Below are 16742 nucleotides of genomic sequence, written 5' to 3' on the forward strand. Positions count from 1 at the left end.
AACTCCGGCCCACGGTTTCCTGGGTCGGGGGGGGGGTTACGGAGGGGCACCCCGCGGGGGGGGGGGGGGCCCGGGGGGGGGGCGGGGGGGGGGCCCCCCCCCGGCGGGGGGCGGCCCCCCGACGCGCTGACTATTCCAATAGCCCAATAGGCGGAGAGCTCTCCTTCCAAGAGGGCGTCTACAACGAACCCACAGCGCCCAGGTGTTCGCCACGGGCTCGTCCGCGGTCGTCCGCGGCAGGCAGGACCCTGCCGCGGACCCGGGTCATCCTCGGCCGTCGGCGGGGGCAAGGACGATGTCGAAGCGGACCTGTGTCCAGGTGCCGTCAACGACCCGCCCGTCGGGCGTCGGCGTGCCCGCCGAACGTTGGTCGAAGTCCTTGACCAGCGACTCCTTGACGCCGAAGACCGTGTCGGAGTCGAGCAGTTCGTCGCCTCGGACGAAGATGTGCGTGACCAGGGTTCGGCACTCGGGCGCCTCGACCATGAAGTGCAGGTGCGAGGCCCGCATCGGCGACCGGCCGGTCGCCGCCAGCATCCCGCCCACGGGGCCGTCGTGCGGGATCGGGTACGGCGTCGGTGTGACGCCCCAGAAGCGGTAGCTCCCGTCGGCCTCCGTGAACAGGTGGGCGCGGGCGGCCACCCGGTCGTCGTCGTACTGGACGTCGTAGAACCCGTCCTCGTCCGCCTCCCACACCTCGATCTTCGCCCCGGCGATCGGGTTCCCGTCGGCGTCGGAGACGGTCCCCTCGACCCAGCAGGGCTCGCCGGCGGCCCCGAAGGACATGTCCCCGCCCGGCTCGATCCTCGGGGACCCCTCGACGAAGAACGGGCCGAAGACGGTGGACTCGGTGGCGTCGCCGTAGGCCTCGTTGTTGATGGCGATCGTCTGCATCGACGCCCCGAGCGTGTCGGAGAGCAAGATGAACTCCTGGCGCTTGTCGTCGGTCAGCTGGCCGACGGCCGTGAGGAACTCGATGCCCTTGTTCCACTCCTCCTCAGTGAGGCGGACGTCGCGCAGGAAGGCATGGAGGTGCTTGACGATCGCCTGCATCAGCTCCTTCAGGCGGGGGTCCCGGCAGGAGTCGAAGGAGCGCTGTACGCGCGCGATCAGGTCTTCCTCGCGGGCCGTCTGCTCCAGGGAGACGTCAGGGGTGGACGGGAGGGTCATGCGGGGTCACTTCCTTCCCAGGCCGCGCGCAGCAGCGCGGTGAGGTTCTCCTCGGTGACAGCAGTGGGGTTGTCGGCGGGGACGGCGGCGAGGGCGGGGGCGACCGCCCGGGCGATGCCGTCCTCGGGCATGCCGTAGTCGCGCAGCGCGCGGGGGGCCTGGAGCGTCTCGCGCAGTGCGGTGAGTCCCGCCACCGCGGTGGGGCTGCCGAAGGCCTCGGCGATACGCCGCTCGGTCTCCGGTACGGCGGTGGCGTTGAAGGCGAGCACGTGCGGCAGCACCACCGCGTGGGTCTGGGCGTGCGGGAGGTTGAACATGCCGCCCAGCACATGGCAGATCTTGTGGTGCATGCCCGAGCCGGCCGAGGCGAAGGCGACGGCGGCCAAGTAGGCGCCGTACAGCGTCTGTTCACGGCCCGTCAGCCCGGTCGGGTCGGCGGCCACGGTGGGCAGGCCCTGGGCCAGACCGCGGATGCCCTCGACCGCCAGGGCCCGGTCGATGGGGTCGGCGCGCGGCCCCCACATGGAGTCGACGCAGTGAGCCAGGGCGTTGAGACCGCTGGCCACCGACATCTCCACCGGCAGGCTCAGTAGCAGCGAGGCATCGTAGACGATCGAGTGCGGCAGAACCCGTGGGTCGACCCCGGTCGTCTTCACCTCGCCCTCGGTCAGGCCCCAGACGTTAGTCGCCTCGGAGCCGGCGTAGGTGGTGGGGACGGCCACGATCGGCAGGCCGGTCGTCAGCGCCACCGCCTTGGCCAGGCCGGTCGTCGAGCCACCGCCGACGCACACCAGCGCGTCCACGGCACCCTCCGTCGCGGCCTTCCGGGCGCGCTCGGCCACGTCGACCGGGACATGCATGACGACCTCGTCGTGGCGCACCGCCACCGGCAGGTCCGCGCTGACGCGGTCAGCGAGGGCCGCCTCCGCCGGTGCGGCGACGAGCATCACCTTCCTCGCCTTCAGCGCGGCCACCTCGGCGGCCACCGCGGCCGGTGCCGCGCCGGGGGCGAAGACGACCCGCTGCGGCAGGGTCTCGTGGATGAACCGCACGGTCACACCCTTCCGAGGAGCTGGGCGAGGGCGCCGCGCAGGGCCGCCTCGGGGTCGTCGGCGAGGCTCATCGAGCGCCAGGCGATGTGTTTGTCGGGGCGCACCAGGATCGCACCGGACTCCTCGACCTCGCGCAGCTTGGCCCAGTCGTAGTAGAGGTCCGTCACCTCGCGGCCGGGGCCGATGACCACGGTTTCGAGCGGGATGCCGACGTCTCGCGCGACCTTCTCGGCGGCGGCGGCCCAGTCCTCACCGGCTATGCCCGTGATCAGGGTCCAGCGGGTGTACGGCGCCAGGTCCATCATGGCGAGCTTGGTGACGTTGTCGCCGACCCAGGCGTGCGGGAGGTGCGCGCCGGGGCTGGTGGACATGACGTGGTAGAGGTCCCCGTCCCTGCTCGGGGCGGGGCGTGTGCCGTCGGAGACGACGGCGGCGGACTCGTAGAACTGGCCGAGTTCGACGCCGTGCGCGTTGAACTCGTAGTTCTTGGTCTCCATCGCTGTCACCAGAGCGGCCCGCTTGGCCGCGCCTTCGGGGGTGTTGGCCTTACGCTCCTCGATCAGGGTCCTCATCTCCTCCTCGTCCTTGGCGTCGAGGACGCCGAGGGCCTGGAAGATGTCGACGAACTCGCGGCTGGACTTGTTGGCCCGGGTGACGATCCGCTTGGCGACGGGCGCCCGCTCCACCGAGTACGTCTCCAGCAGTGACGGGTCGGCCTGCCCGCGCAGCACGGCCGCGAGCTTCCAGGCCAGGTTGTAGGAGTCCTGGACGCTGGTGTTGGAACCCAGGCCGTTGCTCGGCGGGTGGCGGTGGATGGCGTCCCCCGCGCAGAAGACGCGGCCCTTCTGAAGGTGGGTGGCGTACATCTCGTTGTTGCCCCAGAGGCTGGTGCCGGTGATCTCGACCTCGAGGTCCGGGATCCCCAGCAGCTGCCGCACGATGCGGATCGCCTCGGCGTCGTCGACCACGGGGGGCTCGGAGTCGATGTCGTAGCCCCACACTATGAGCCACTCGTTCCACGGGCGGACCATCCGGACCAGGCCGGCGCCGATACCGCCGACGTTGGCACCCGGCTGGATCACCCAGTACAGGACCGAGGGCCGGTGGCCGACGTAGGACGCGATGTCGGCCTTGAAGGTGATGTTCATCGAACCCGCGATGTCCATCGCGCCCTCGTAGGGCAGGCCGATGTCCTCGGCGACCCGTGAGCGGGCGCCGTCGGCGCCGATGAGGTACTTCGCCCGGATGTCGTACTCCTGGCCGGTGAGCCGGTCACGGACCCGGACCGTGACGCCCGTGTCGTCCTGCGTGTGCGAGAGGTACTCCGTGGAGAAACGGGTCTGGGTGCCGCGGACGGTGGCGTTCTTGACGAGGATCGGTTCGAGATAGGTCTGCGGGATGTCGACGGTCAGGCAGGGCGAGGCCAGCCGGTAGTCCGCCTCCCGATCGGGCCGGGTGCCCCAGGTGTGGATACGGCCGATCTCCTCGCCCGCGATGGAGGTGCAGAAGACGGTGTCACCGACGAGGTCATGGCCGGTGGCGTCGGCCAGCACCTGGTCCTCGATCCCCATGTCGCGGAAGATCTCCATCGCCCGCTGGTTGGTGATGTGCGCCCGGGGCGTGTTCGCGGTCCACCGGTACTTGGTGATCACGATGTTGTCGATTCTCAGGGTCGACAGGAACAGCGCCGCCGAGGCGCCGGCCGGGCCGGAGCCGACGATCAGGACATCGGTTTCGACGTGCGACGATGCCGGGAGTTCGGTCTTTCGCTGACTGTCGTTGAACTCGGGCATGGGGTGTCTCGCCTTCTTCTCGCAGTGCTTTGAAGGCAGCGTGCCCCCGGCCTCGACCGCATCGGCCGAGACGGGGTGGAGGACGGCCGAAATCCGTATGACGCGGCTGTTTCGAGGGCGCTTCGTCGCTGTGGCGCCCGTTGTCGCCTGCTTTCGTTCAGTCCCGCTTCGCGGCCGTACGGCGCAACTCGCCCGCGGTGATGCCGAACCGGGCGTGGAAGGTCTGCGAGAAGTGGGCGACCGAGCTGAATCCGCACCTGGTCGCCACGGTCGCCGTGCGCACCTCGGCGGCGTCCGGTCCGGTGAGCAGGCCGTAGGCGACTTCGAGGCGCCGACCGAGCACGTAGCGCGGGAACGTCGTGCCCGCGTCGGCGAAGACGCGGGTGAGCTGACGGACGCTGATGCCGACCGCGCCGGCGACTTCGGGTGCCGACAGGCGCGGATCTTTCAGTCGGTCCTCGACGAGGGCGCAGGCGAGCGCGCGGTGGACGACGGGCGGGCGCGTGGCCCCGTCGCTCACGAGCACGGACGCGAGGTCGACGATGGCCTGCTCGTCGGGCCGGGTCGCGCCCTCGACACCGACGGCGCGTCCGGCCAGGCGGGCGAGCGCGCGGCCGTACGGGTTGCTCTCATCACGCCGAACGATGAGCGGTTCTTCGACGTGCACACCGTCCGGCAGCGCACCGCGGTCCACGCGCACCGCCAGTTCGTCCAGACCCTGGCCGAACCCGCGGACGAAGCTGCCGTCAGCGTCGCAGACCAGGACGTCGCCGGGGCGGATGACCTGCCGCCGACCGGCCTGCTGGAACAGTGCCTCCCCGCGCAGAGAGGCGTAGATCGCGACGGAATGCGTGGGCCGCCGTTCGATGAGGTCGGCAGGACGCTCGACCACGTGAGCCGTGGTGCGGACACGCGCCAGATGCACCCGCCCGAGGTCGAGGTTGTCCTCGCGCGCGCGGAAGTCCTCGCCGCCGGGTGCGCGACACGTCAGGGCGATCAGGGCGTCGGCGTTGTGCTCCTCCCAGGCCCGCAGCCGCTCCGCCGACGCAAGGTGTGCCGTCGAGAACACCTGCGCCGGACGGGGCGCTGCTGCGGATGCCGTGTGCATGGTTCAGAGAGTAGGTCCGCAATCCCGGGTTCCCAACCTGTCAGGCCAAGAAGGTGAAACGGCCTTGATGCTGCGCCGCGGAACGGCGCCCGGCTCGACGTCGGGGCTCCGCGTCACGGCGCGCATCACGTCACCACGACGCCGGCTCTCCAGATCGTCCACCGGCGGCAGGCAGCCCATCGGCGGAGGTGAGCAGCAGGCCGAGGCAGTCCGTGATGACGTGTCGGCTCCCTGCCGTGATCACCGCGTCGAAGCGGTCGCTGAAGCCCAGTTGGTCGAGTTGGCGGCGCAGGATGGTCATCACCCCGCCGACTACCTGATGGCGCATGAACGCGGCGTCGAAGTCCCTGGGCCGCCGACGGGAGTCCCCCGGCCGCGGCCGTGCGGTCGAAGTACGAGGCCACAACGCCGAACAGCCGGTCGCAGCGGCCGTCCGCGGAGCCGCGCGAATCGACCGCGCTGTACTGGCCGAACACCAACCCGTATGGCGGTTCCGCCTGGAGGTCGACAAGCGGCTCTGCCTGTCACAGTCTCTTCCCGCGCAGGTGGCCTGAAGGCGGTGCGAGAAGAGACTGCGACAAGGGTCAGCTGATGGATTCCGCCTTCTCGGCTATGCCGTGCGACCGGGGAGTCGCGGGGTGGGGCAACGGGATCTTCTGCGCGAGCTTGTCGCCCTCGACATCGAGGTCGGGAAGCAGGCGGTCCAGCCAGGCGGGGATCCACCAGGCTTTCTCCTGCGCGAGTGCCATGGTGGCCGGGATGAGTGTCATGCGGATGACGAAGGCGTCGATGAGGATGCCCGCGGCCAGCGCGAAACCGGCCTGCTTGATCATGGGCTGGGCGTTGAAGATGAATCCGGCGAAGACGGAGACCATGATGGTGGCCGCCGCGACGACGACGGAGCTGGCACGAGCGAAACCGGTGATGGTGGCGCCCCGCGGGGTGGCGCCGTGGACGTGCGCTTCGCGCATGGAGGTGACCAGGAACATCTGGTAGTCCATGGCGAGCCCGTAGAGGATGCCGGTGATGATGATGGGCAGCAGGCTCACGACGGGAGCGGTGGCGTCGAGTCCGATCAGGTCCTGTAGCCAGCCCCACTGGAAAACGGCCGTGGTGAGGCCGAAGGTGGCGGCGATGCTCAGCAGGAAGCCGAGGGTGGCCATCACCGGGACCATGAAGGAGCGGAAGACCAGAAGAAGGACGATCAGGGAGAGTACGAGCACGGTTGCCACGTAGAGGGGCAGGACGTCGGCGAGCCGGTCGGAGATGTCGATCGCGAGGGCGGTGAAGCCGGTGATGCCGATGGCGGCACCGTGGGTGTCGCTGATCTGCGGGCTCTTGTTCCGTACGGCGGTGACGACGTCCTTGGTCTCGTCGTCATTCGGGCCACTGCTGGGAACGAGGCTGAGGATGGCCGTGGTGCCGGTGCTGTTCATCCCGGCCAGTGAGACCGAGGTCGCGCCCTTGATGTCCTTCAGGTCGGAGGTGACCGCGGCAAGCGTTGCGGGAGTGAGGGGTTGTTCGCCTGTGGTGGGGCTGACGGCGACCAGGAGCGGGCCGTTGTAGCCGGGCCCGTAGGCGTCGCTGACCAGCTCGTAGCTATGGCGCTGCGCGGTGCCGGGGTTGTAGCTGGCCCCGGAGGGCAGGCCCAACTTCATGTCGGCGGCAGGCACTGCCAGGATCGCGGGAACCAGGAGCGCGGCCGCGAGAGCGGGGTACCTGTGGCGGACCAGGCGCGCTCCCCAGCGTGTTGCCCGCGCGGGCGCGGCGACGGCTTTCTGCTGTCGCGCCGTGTTCCGGGTCCGGCTCGAGCAGATGCGTTCCTTGACCAGACCCAACAGCGCCGGGAGCAGGGTTAGGGCGAGCAGGACGGAAATCGCGATCGTGGCGGCGGCGACGACGGCCATGGTGCTGAGCAGAGTGATCCCGACGACCAGAAGCCCCATCAGGGCGATGACGACGGTGCTGCCGGCGAAGAAGACCGCGCTTCCGGCGGTGCCGATGGCGCGGCCGGCCGCTTCGTGCGCGTCCAGGCCGTCGTCCAGGATCAGCCGACGCTGCCGGTTGACGATGAACAGGGCGTAGTCGATGCCCACGGCCAGTCCCAGCATCAGGGCCAGTACCGCGGTGAGCGAGTGGATCTCGAAGACGGTGGAGAGGGTGAAGGCGCCGCCCACTCCCACCGTGACGCCGACCAGGGCGATGACCAGGGGCAGCCCCGCTGCCACGACCGATCCCAAAGTGATCAGCAGCACGACGGCCGCGACGACAACGCCGACGATCTCCCCGACGCCGACGACCTCGGGGATCTCCATCATGCTCGCCGACGGCAGGACCTCGAGGCCGCCGGGTGCGGACTCGCCTTCGGCGGCCTCGACGACGCTGTCGATCGTCCCGGAGGGAAGCTCGTAGGTCTGCTCGTCGAACTGGAACTGCATCAGCGCCGTCGAACCGTCGGCCGAGACAGTGACTCCCGCCACCGGCTGACCGTCTGGCTGGAAAGGTACGGGGGTCTTGCCGGAGGGTGACTGTCCGGCAGCCTGAGCCACCGCCGCCTGGGCCCGCAACAGCGGGCTGTTCTTCCCCTTGGCGGCTTCCCGGGCCAGGACCTTCCTGGCATCGATGACGTGGTCGTGGCTGTAGACGGCGTCCACTGCCGCCAACAGGGCGGTCCGAACGCCCACGTCGTCGATCCGGGCACCGTCCGGGGCCTTGAAGACCAACATGCCCTGGCCCCCGGACGCTTCCGGCAAGGACGTGGCCAGATCGTCGATGACCTTCTGGGACGGGGTGCCGTCGATGCGCACCTCGTTGCTGAGCTTGACGGGGCTGGTCGCGAGAAGCGCCACGACGGTCGCCACCACGGCCAGCCAGCCCGCGATGACGTACCAGGGCTTGCCGTAGGCAAACCTTCCCAGCCGGTAGAACAGGACGGACACAGTTCTCTCCCCTCTCCACGCGCCCATGACGGGGCCGCACGACACACGAAGTGAGAGGGTACTATCAAAACGATAGGGCACTATCAATCGAGGTACGGTTAGCCTTCTCCGGAGCCGGCCGGAGCAGAGAGGAGCCGCACATGGCGACCACGAAAGACCGCGCCCCCCGGCGCAGGGTCGACGCACGCTCCAGCGTGGAGCGCATCACCGCCGCCGGACGAACCGTCCTCAGCACGGGCGAAGCCTCCCTGGAACAGATCGCAGCCGAGGCCGGCGTGGGCATCGCCACCCTCTATCGCCACTTCCCCAACCGGGAAGCCATCGTCCGGGCCGTCCTCGACGACATCCTCGAAACCGACCTGCTCCCCCTCATCGACGGTGCCGCGGATGCACCCCACCCGCGCCAGTCCCTCCAGGACATCGCCACACACCTGCTCAGCCTGATCGCTCAGGAACAGGGGCTGGTCACCTTCGCCAGCAACTTCACCGACGTCGCCATGGACGCCCTCCAACGGCTCAGCGACTCCCTCCACCCCCTCCTGCTGCGCGCGCAGCAGGAAGGCGAGATCCGCCCTGACCTCACCGCAGAAGACATTCCGCGTTTCCTCGTGATGGCCGTCGCCGGCCTCGCGCTGCCGGGCACGCCACCCTCCCTGCGCGCCCGCTTCATCGCCCTGCTCTTCGACTCGCTCAACCCCGCCAACGCGACCCCTCTGCCCCCGCTGCGACCTGGAGAGGGCGATCTGCGCACCGCGCTCAGCAACGTCGCACGCACCTGATCCGACAGTCGCCCGCCCAGCAGAGTCACCGCAGTAAATGCCGGACCTACTGCGGCAGCGCCGATACGGTCCCCTCGGCGCCCCACCCATGCCCCGCCGCAGAAGCCCGATGGCGGTGATCGACGCCGCCCCTGTTGTGTGAGGACATCGGCCAAGAAGCCCTGGAGTCGCCACGGGAGATAACCGCGCATGGCCAGGACGGCTCGTGCGACAGCGAAGTATGGCCACGCGTTTGCAGATAGCGCGAGTGCGAAGCCGATCAAGCCGTAACTGGATACGACGCCCAGCGGCCTCTGCAACAGGAACGTCCACCCACCCGTATCCAGGGCCAGGACTATGTGGAAGTCCATAGGGCTCGTGACACGATCTTGTTGAGGGCTGGTCGGGTGAGCCGAAGCGCGATGGGTGTCACCAAGACAGCGTGTTGTCACAAAGGACTGTCGGCCCTGTCAGCGGTCAGGCGGTGAGTGCCGTGCGCAGGGTGGTGGCCATCAGATCGATGGCTTCCTTCCCGGCCGGTACCGGGCCGGTGTGGGTGAAGTAGTGGTCGACACCCTGGAAGCAACGGTGGGTGACCGGAACGCCGGCAGCTTCCAGGGCCTTGGCGTAGGCATCGCCCTCGTCGCGCAGGCGGTCGTTCTCCGCGGTGATGACCAGGGCGGGTGGCAGTCCGGCGAGGTCGTCGGCCAGTCCGGGCGACACCAGCGGATGGGGGAGGTCGGCGGGATCCGGGACGTAGGCGGCGGTGAAGACCCGCATGAGCTGAGGGGTGAGCAGGGGCTTGGCGATGGGTGACTGCTTGGTGGCCGGGTCGGCGAGCTGGTCGAGTGGCGCGGAGTCGATGATCTGGAGGCGGGGCGTGATGGTGCCGCGGTCCCGAGCGGTGCGGCAGACTGCGGCGGTCAGGTTGGCCCCGGCGCTGTGTCCGCCCACGGCGAGTCGCGAGCCGTCCCAGTTGTTGGCGGGGCCGTTCTCGGCCGCCCAGGCGGTGACGTCGTATGCCTGGGTGACGGGTACGGGGTATGGCCGCTGCGGGGCGACGGCGTAGTCCACGTTGATCACCACGCAGCCGGCCGTGGCGGCTATGTAGCGGCAGATGTGGTCGTCCTGCTGGGGGCGGGCGATCACGAACCCGCCGCCGTGGAAGTTGACGTACACCGGGGCAGGGGTTGCGGCGGCGGCCGACGGGCGGTAGACGGTGCAGGGCACCGGTCCGGCGCCGGTTTCCACCTGGATGGATTCCGTGTGCGTCGGGATGTCGGTGAAGCGCAGATCCTTGTGCACGCGGCTCATCATTCGGCCGAGAAACAGCTGGACCCCTCTGGCCTGGATTCTGGGCCTGAATGACATGACTGGTCCCATCGATACAAACTTAAAGTAACAGGATTCCTGATGATGGACACTCGTCGCTGATCACGCAAGGGGCAACCACGAACCGACTGCCGAAGGGGGATGGACGCTCCAGCCGTAGCGCCACCTGTTCCTCCAGGCCCCGTGTGGCTCCAAGCCCTGTCGCCCGCTCGTGCGGCTCAGGCCACTGATCGCCGTCCTTCTCCTCTTCGCCCAGGACCTGTCCCGGATCGTTGCCTTCGCCGCCGAACACGTGGAGGTCAGCCCGAGCACGGTGCTGCTCCGGCTCGGAGAGGTCCCGGCCCAGATGCCCCCGCCTCTGGACGGCTACATCCGAACGGTCCACGCCCGGGCAATGGCCACAGACGCAGCCGGGGAAGCGCTGGTTGCTTCCGGGCCGCTTTCCGAGTCAGCACCTCGGCCGCAGCCGGCTGGTCCGCCGTCTCCACCCGCTCGGTGTTCGGCCGCGCATGGCCCGCAACACTGCCCTCGTCGAGCTGGCCTCCGAGCTGCCCGCCGTCATAGTGAGCCGGCTGCTCGGCATTCACCAAAACACCGCCGACACCTGGAGACGCATCGGCGGCCAGGACAACAACTACGCCGCCGAGATCGCCAACCGCAGCTGACGCCTGGGCATGAACGTGCGATGGGGTTCTGGTTCAGTCGTGCCGACAGCGCGGCGGAGCTCGGTGCCGAAGCACAGGAACGGAGGTGAACTCCTCCCACTCGTCCGGCGAGGCAAAGTCAGGTGGGAGTCGAGGCGCCGTCGCCTTCTTCTTGTGGTCCGAGTGGGCCGAGCCGGTGGTCGAGCGCGGCACCGACCTCGGGGCAGTTCTTGCGGATGATGTCGAGGAAGGCGTTCAGTGCCGGGGAGCGGTCCCGGTCTTGGAAGGACAGGACCAGATCGGGCAGAGGTGCGTGCGGGGTCACCTCGCAGAACCACGTGCCCCGTCGTGGGGCCGTCAGCATGCGGGAGGGCCCCAGACCGACGCCCACCCCGCAGGCGGCGAGGCCGATGATGGTGTGGATGTCCCTCGCGACGGTCGCGCCGGAGAGCGCCGGGGAGTCCTTGCCCAGCAGGGTCCGCAGGCCGGTGACGACGGCAGGCTCGTCCTCGCCCGGCGCCACGATCAGCGGCTGTCGCCGCAGCTGGTCCACGTCCACCGACGACTGCCCCGCGTACGGGTGCGTGCTGCTTACGACCGCGACCAGGTGGTCGTGTCCGATCGGGACCGATACCAACTGCTCGGCCCCGACGCCTCGTGGACGGCCGAGGCCGATCGCCACGTCAAGTTCGCCGGCGACGAGCGCGGCCGTGCTGCGGTTGGTCGCCATCTCATGCAGTTCCAGCCGCACGTCGGGCCGTTCGCGGCCGAACCGGCCGAGGACGTCCGGCAGGGGTTCGAGCAGAGCCGAGGCGATGAACCCCAGGCGCAGCCGTCCCGTCTCGCCGCGTGCTGCCCTGGCCGCGTCGACCGAGGCCGCCGTGATCTCGTCGAGCGCCCTGCGAGCCCGGGAGAGGAAGGCCGCGCCCGCAGCTGTCGGGAACACCCCCTGGCGGGTGCGGTCGAACAAGCGGGCGCCAACTTCTCGTTCGAGGTCGGCGATCTGCTTGGACAGCGGAGGCTGCGCGATGCCCAGCGCACCGGCCGCCCGGCCGAAGTGTGCGTGCTCGGCGAGGGTCAGTGCGTATCGCAGGTGCCGCGCCTCCATGCCAGCCTCCCCCTCCATATCTCATAGGTATCGTAGGTCTGCTTGTCAGATCTTTCGATGGATGATCGGGGCCGGGTCGCGTGGAATGCGGTCATGACTGCTTTTTCTTCCACAGACACCGTCTTCGTCTTCGTGCACGGGGCCTGGCACGGCTCCGGGCAGTGGGCGGCGACGCAGCGCGCACTCGCCGCACTCGGTGCCGCGAGCATGGCAACGGACCTGCCGGGGCACGGCTTCGACGCGCCACTGCCCAGCGGATACCTCCAGCCGGGCCAGCCGGGCCTGCTGACCGAGAAGTCCGCGCTCGCCACCGTGACGATGGACGACAGCGCCGGGGCCGTGCTGGACGCGCTGCGCCAGGCCCGCCGCCACCGTCGTGTCGTGCTCGTCGCGCACAGCGCGGGCGGCGGTCCCGCGTCACTGGCCGCCGAGCGCGTACCCGAACTCGTCGACGAGATCGTCTACCTCTCGGCCTTCGTACCCGCCGGACGGCCCCGGTTCTTCGACTACCTCGGCTCGCCCGAGAACGCCACGGCACGGGGCCAGAGTCTGAACCTCGGCGACCCCGGGGAACTGGGCGCCGTGCGGATCAACCCGCTCTCGCAGGACCCCGCCTACATCGAGGAACTGCGGCAGACTCACTACCACGACACCCCCCTGGACCGCTTCGACCGCTGGCGCTCGGCACTGAGCCCCGATCTACCTCTGGCGATCCCCACCACCCCGGTCATCGTGACCCCGGGCAGGTGGGGGCGCATCCCGCGGGCCTTCCTGCGCTGCGCGGACGACCGGGCACTGCCGACAGCCGTGCAGGATCTGATGATCGCGGAAGCCGACCGGGCCATGCCCGGCAACCCGTTCACCGTGCGCACCCTCCCGGGCAGCCACAGCCCGTTCGCCGCCCGGCCCCATGAGCTCGCCGCGGCGCTGCTGCCGTGAGCGGCGGACGCCTCGTGCTGCCGGTGGTGCTCAGCGCCACTTTCGTCCAACTGCTCAACGTCACTGTCGCCCAGGTGGCTGCGCCGGCGATACAGGCCGGCCTGGGCGCCGGTCCGGGCGCCGTGCAACTGGTCCTCGCCGGATACACCCTGACGTACGCGTGCCTGCTCATCCCCGCTGCACGGCTCGGCGACCGGTACGGCTACCGCCGCCTGTTCGTGACGGGCACCGTGGTCTTCACCGCGGGCTCGGTGGCCGGCGCGTGTGCCCCCGACGCCGCATCACTGATCACGGCCCGGCTGGTGCAGGGCGCGGGCAGCGGCCTGGTCGCCCCCCAGGTCCTGTCGCTCATCCAGGCCGCCACCCCCGCGACACGCCAGCCGCGCGCCCTCGGCCTGTACGGCGCCACCATGGCCGTCGCGTCACTGGCCGGGCCCCTGATCGGCGGCCTCGTACTCAGTGCCGATCTCTTCGGCCTCGGCTGGCGGCCGGTGATGCTCCTCACCGTGCCGGTGGCGCTCGCCTCGCTGGCCGGAGCGACCGCGTTGCCCCGCACCCGCGGGGCGGACGGACTCCGCGTCGACAAGCTGGGTGCGTTGCTGGTCACCGTGGGAGCCGGCGCGCTGGTCCTGCCCCTGGCGCTGGGGCGGGAAGCAGGCTGGCCCCGGTGGACGTGGGCCGGATTCGCCGTGGCTGTTGCCGCCCTCGGCCACTTCGTCCGGAGCCTCCCGCACCGACCTGACCCGCTGATCCATCCCGCGGTGCTGCATGACCGGTCGGCGCGCAGGGGCACGTTGCTGGTGTTCGTGTTCAACACGGGCGTGCCCTCCTTCACCTACCTGCTCTTCCTCCACCTTCAGTCCGCCATCGGGTACTCGGCCCTGGCGGCCGCGCTGACGTCAGCACCGTTCGCCGCCGCCGCCGTTGTCGGCAGCAGAGCCGCGCCCGCTCTCACCCGCCGGCACGGGCCGATGGTGCTCACCGTCGCGTCCCTGGTGCTGGCCGGGATGTGCCTGGCGCTGGCCCCGCTCGTCGGCTCGGCAGCGGGACGCCAGGCGGCACTGCCCGTGCTGGCCGTCGGCGGAGCCGCGTTCGGTGCCTTCACCGCGTCGGTGTTCACGCTGGTCCTGGCCGAGGTGCACGGCCCCGCCGCCGGTTCGGTCTCCGGACTGCTGCCCACAGCACAGCAGCTCGGCGGATCCGTCGGAGTGACCGCGGCCGGACTCGCCTACCATGCCCCCGCCGCCGATGCGGACACCGCGTTCCGGCACGCCATGCTCTACCAGGTCGCCGCCTTCACGATCACCGCGCTGATCAGCCTGCGGCTTCGCGACCGGCCTGGCACCGAGCCCGTGCACGGTCATAGCAGTCACAGCGGAAGGGCACGTATGTAAGACGTGCAGCTGAGCTCCGACAACGGTGTCTTTCTGCCTGCCTTAGTTGAAGGGAGAAGCGGCGAGTGACATCAAAAGCCATCGCGATTGATCATGCCGAGATGGGCACATTGAATTCCCAAAACATCGCGAAACGACATCCCCTGATGCATCCAAAAGCCCCACCCAGGCACTACTGACTTTGTTGGCGTGATGTCGTCAAGGTGAGGCCGGTTCCGGTGAGGCAGCCGTCGCACGAGCGCGGCCAATGTCAACGACGTCGTGCAGACGCTGCCCCTGGGTCGACAGCATCCCGCCCGCCGCCGGCAAACCCGGGCGGCCGCGCAAGCGCCCCGAAGCGTTGCTCGGCGACAGGGGATACGACAGCAACCCCAACCGACATGAACTGCGCCAGCGCCGGATCCTGCCGGTGATCTCGCGCAAGGCGCCCCGAACATCAAGGACTGGGCAAGCTCCGCTACGTCGTCGAGCAGACCTTCTCCCTGCTGCACCACTTCAAAGGGCCTGGCCGTCCGCTGGGAAAGACGCCTTGACCTGCATGCCGCCCTCGTCTCCCTCGCCTGCGGCCTCATCTGCTGGAGACGCCTCAAGAAGCCCTGCTCATGATCCTTTTACGAGCTTTCAGAGACGTGTCGCGGCCCGGACGAGCCCGGCGACGGCTCGGGACCGGCTGTGGGGCGGCCACGCGATCACCGTCGTGACCGTCGGCGCGTCCAGCACCGGCACGGCCGCGAGATCGTCGCGTAGTTGGGCTCGGCACGACTCCGGCGCGATCCAGCAAGCGCGGCCGAGCGCGATCAGCTGGAGCAGTTGCGTATGGTCGCGAGCTTGCGGACCGGGGCCGTCCGGGTATGTACCGTCGCGGCCGGGCCAGCGCGGCATCGGCAGGCCGGGCACCTCGGTGACTTCGGCCATCCGTACATGGGTCCGGCCGGTGAGGGGATGCCCTGCCGGCAAAACCACCACCTGTCCCTCCGTGCGGAGTTCCTCGGTGTCGAAGCCGGCCGTGGTGTCGAACGGCAGGTGCAGCAGAGCCACGTCGGCCCGGCCGTCGCGCAGCGCTGCTTCCTGCTCGCCGATCCCGCACAGGAGCAGATCAACGGTGACCGCATCGGGTTCGGCGGCGTAAGCGTCGAGCAGTTTTGCCAGCAGTTCGCTGGACGCGCCGGCTTTCGTGGCAAGGACCACGCCGACGTGGCCAGTCGCGGCGAGGGCAGCGCGGCGGGTGCGACGCTCGGCGGCCTCGACCGCATCCAGCGCCGCCCGGGCCTCCCGCAGGAGCACCGACCCGGCCTCGGTCAGGGTGACCGCGCGGCTGGTGCGTTCCAGCAGCGCCGCCTCGAGGCGCCGTTCGAGCTGGCGGATCGCCCGCGACAGCGGGGGCTGCGCGATCCCGAGACGCTGCGCGGCCCTCCCGAAGTGCAGCTCCTCAGCGACGGCGACGAAGTACCGCAACTCCCGTGTCTCCACGACGCCATGGTACCGGCCCCGACCTGGAGCGATACCTGTGCGGTATCGCTGCCTACCCAATCGGTGTTGGCCGACTCCCGCTCGGCCCGGAAAGGATCAGCCGTATGAGCGAACAGACAACCGCGCTGGTGACCGGCGCGAACAAGGGCATCGGATACGAAATCGCGGCCGGTCTGGGCACCCTCGGCTGGAGTGTCGGGGTCGGCGCCCGGAACCAGGAGCATCGCGCAACCGCCGTGGCAAAGCTGCGGGCGGCTGGCGTCGACGCGTTCGGCGTACCGCTCGACGTGACCGACGACGCGAGCGTGGCCGATGCCGCCGGGTTGATCGGGGACCGCGCCGGGCGCCTCGACGTGCTCGTCAACAACGCCGGGATAACCGGCAGCGCGCCGCAGATGCCTACGACGGTCGGCATCGAGACGGTCCGGGCGGCCGTGGAGACCAACGTGATCGGCGTCATTCGCGTCACCAACGTGATGCTGCCGTTGCTGCGCCGCTCGCCGTCGCCACGGATCGTGAACATGTCCAGCAGCGTCGGCTCACTCACCCTGCAGACCACTCCCGGCGCCGAAACGGGCCCGATCGCCGTCGCTTACGCGCCGTCGAAGACGTTCCTCAACGCCGTCACCGTCCAGTACGCCAAGGAGCTGCGCGACACGAACATCCTGATCAACGCCGCCTGCCCCGGCTTCTGCGCGACCGACCTCAACGGTTTTCGCGGCGTCCGCTCTCCGGAACAAGGCGCGGCGATCGCGATCCGACTCGCGACCCTGCCCGGCGACGGCCCGACCGGCAGCTTCTTCGACGACGCGGGGGAGGTGCCCTGGTGACCCGAATGTCGGGGAATGACATCGACACACCATCAACCGCAGTCACCAGGAGTGGTTCTCCGGCGACTTCGCGACCGCGATGGACGCGGACCGTCGCGCGATCGAGGCGTTCGGGAAGGTCCTGGCGGGCTCCGACCAGCCCCTGGTCATCGTCTCCGGACTGGCCGGACTCCAGCCCGGCGAGCTCGCTACGGAGGACGACATG

Annotated in this window: 16 protein-coding genes; 6 read left to right on the forward strand and 10 right to left on the reverse strand. The window is 69.7% G+C overall.

From position 1 onward, the window contains the following. Positions 1 to 264: 264 nt before the first annotated feature. The 5 genes from ACFYO0_RS44470 to ACFYO0_RS44490 form a co-directional block, all read right to left on the reverse strand. Positions 265 to 1170 (reverse strand): intradiol ring-cleavage dioxygenase, encoded by a 906-nt coding sequence (locus ACFYO0_RS44470; protein WP_388687662.1) that lies wholly within the window; start codon positions 1168 to 1170, stop codon positions 265 to 267. Continuing rightward, positions 1167 to 2222, reverse strand: a complete 1056-nt coding sequence (locus ACFYO0_RS44475) for a maleylacetate reductase (RefSeq protein WP_388687664.1) — start codon at positions 2220 to 2222, stop codon at positions 1167 to 1169. The genes ACFYO0_RS44470 and ACFYO0_RS44475 overlap by 4 nt, the downstream gene beginning before the upstream one ends. Positions 2223 to 2224: 2 nt before the next feature. Beyond that, complete coding sequence (locus ACFYO0_RS44480; RefSeq protein ID WP_388687666.1) at positions 2225 to 4015, reverse strand: FAD-dependent oxidoreductase; 1791 nt, start codon at positions 4013 to 4015, stop codon at positions 2225 to 2227. A 157-nt stretch (positions 4016 to 4172) separates the two neighbouring features. Further along, positions 4173 to 5123, reverse strand: coding sequence for a helix-turn-helix domain-containing protein (locus ACFYO0_RS44485; RefSeq protein ID WP_388687668.1), 951 nt, complete (start codon positions 5121 to 5123; stop codon positions 4173 to 4175). A gap of 130 nt (positions 5124 to 5253) precedes the next feature. After that, the gene (locus tag ACFYO0_RS44490) at positions 5254 to 5451 is read right to left on the reverse strand and encodes a hypothetical protein (RefSeq protein ID WP_388687670.1); all 198 of its coding nucleotides are present in this window, start codon (positions 5449 to 5451) and stop codon (positions 5254 to 5256) included. Here ACFYO0_RS44490 and ACFYO0_RS44495 point away from each other — a divergent pair. Continuing rightward, positions 5450 to 5677 (forward strand): hypothetical protein, encoded by a 228-nt coding sequence (locus ACFYO0_RS44495; protein WP_388687672.1) that lies wholly within the window; start codon positions 5450 to 5452, stop codon positions 5675 to 5677. The two genes, ACFYO0_RS44490 and ACFYO0_RS44495, sit on opposite strands and share 2 nt — an antisense overlap. Positions 5678 to 5707: 30 nt before the next feature. On the opposite strand, the gene ACFYO0_RS44500 is transcribed toward ACFYO0_RS44495, so the two are convergent. Next, positions 5708 to 8062: an MMPL family transporter gene (locus ACFYO0_RS44500; protein ID WP_388687674.1), complete on the reverse strand. Its 2355-nt coding sequence runs from the start codon at positions 8060 to 8062 to the stop codon at positions 5708 to 5710. A gap of 140 nt (positions 8063 to 8202) precedes the next feature. Between ACFYO0_RS44500 and ACFYO0_RS44505 the strand changes: the two genes are divergently transcribed. Continuing rightward, positions 8203 to 8841, forward strand: a complete 639-nt coding sequence (locus ACFYO0_RS44505; RefSeq protein WP_388687676.1) for a TetR/AcrR family transcriptional regulator — start codon at positions 8203 to 8205, stop codon at positions 8839 to 8841. A 456-nt stretch (positions 8842 to 9297) separates the two neighbouring features. Here the strand turns inward: ACFYO0_RS44505 and ACFYO0_RS44510 are convergent, their stop codons facing one another. Beyond that, positions 9298 to 10134 (reverse strand): alpha/beta hydrolase, encoded by an 837-nt coding sequence (locus tag ACFYO0_RS44510; protein ID WP_388687800.1) that lies wholly within the window; start codon positions 10132 to 10134, stop codon positions 9298 to 9300. A 527-nt stretch (positions 10135 to 10661) separates the two neighbouring features. On the opposite strand from ACFYO0_RS44510, the gene ACFYO0_RS44515 reads away from it, so the two are divergent. Beyond that, entirely contained in the window at positions 10662 to 10817 is a 156-nt protein-coding gene (locus ACFYO0_RS44515) for a hypothetical protein (RefSeq protein ID WP_388687678.1), read from the forward strand. Positions 10818 to 10935: 118 nt separating this feature from the next. Here ACFYO0_RS44515 and ACFYO0_RS44520 read toward each other — a convergent pair whose 3' ends face one another. Continuing rightward, positions 10936 to 11904 carry a LysR family transcriptional regulator gene (locus ACFYO0_RS44520; RefSeq protein ID WP_388687680.1) on the reverse strand — a complete coding sequence of 323 codons (969 nt, stop codon included), beginning with the start codon at positions 11902 to 11904 and terminating at the stop codon, positions 10936 to 10938. Between the two features lie 93 nt (positions 11905 to 11997). Between ACFYO0_RS44520 and ACFYO0_RS44525 the strand changes: the two genes are divergently transcribed. Together ACFYO0_RS44525 and ACFYO0_RS44530 are read left to right on the forward strand one after the other, a co-directional pair. Next, on the forward strand, positions 11998 to 12843 hold the full coding sequence (locus ACFYO0_RS44525; protein ID WP_388687682.1) for an alpha/beta hydrolase: 846 nt from the start codon (positions 11998 to 12000) through the stop codon (positions 12841 to 12843). Next, complete coding sequence (locus ACFYO0_RS44530) at positions 12840 to 14237, forward strand: MFS transporter (protein ID WP_388687684.1); 1398 nt, start codon at positions 12840 to 12842, stop codon at positions 14235 to 14237. The genes ACFYO0_RS44525 and ACFYO0_RS44530 overlap by 4 nt, the downstream gene beginning before the upstream one ends. Positions 14238 to 14858: 621 nt before the next feature. Here the strand turns inward: ACFYO0_RS44530 and ACFYO0_RS44535 are convergent. Beyond that, positions 14859 to 15707 (reverse strand): LysR family transcriptional regulator, encoded by an 849-nt coding sequence (locus ACFYO0_RS44535; RefSeq protein ID WP_388687686.1) that lies wholly within the window; start codon positions 15705 to 15707, stop codon positions 14859 to 14861. A gap of 104 nt (positions 15708 to 15811) precedes the next feature. Between ACFYO0_RS44535 and ACFYO0_RS44540 the strand changes: the two genes are divergently transcribed. After that, positions 15812 to 16537, forward strand: coding sequence for an SDR family oxidoreductase (locus tag ACFYO0_RS44540; RefSeq protein ID WP_388687688.1), 726 nt, complete (start codon positions 15812 to 15814; stop codon positions 16535 to 16537). A 42-nt stretch (positions 16538 to 16579) separates the two neighbouring features. Here the strand turns inward: ACFYO0_RS44540 and ACFYO0_RS44545 are convergent, their stop codons facing one another. Continuing rightward, positions 16580 to 16741, reverse strand: a complete 162-nt coding sequence (locus ACFYO0_RS44545; protein ID WP_388687690.1) for a hypothetical protein — start codon at positions 16739 to 16741, stop codon at positions 16580 to 16582. Between the last annotated feature and the right edge of the window lies 1 nt (position 16742).

The sequence above is a fragment of the Streptomyces sp. NPDC006365 genome (assembly GCF_042870755.1).
Classification (GTDB): domain Bacteria; phylum Actinomycetota; class Actinomycetes; order Streptomycetales; family Streptomycetaceae; genus Streptomyces; species Streptomyces xiangluensis.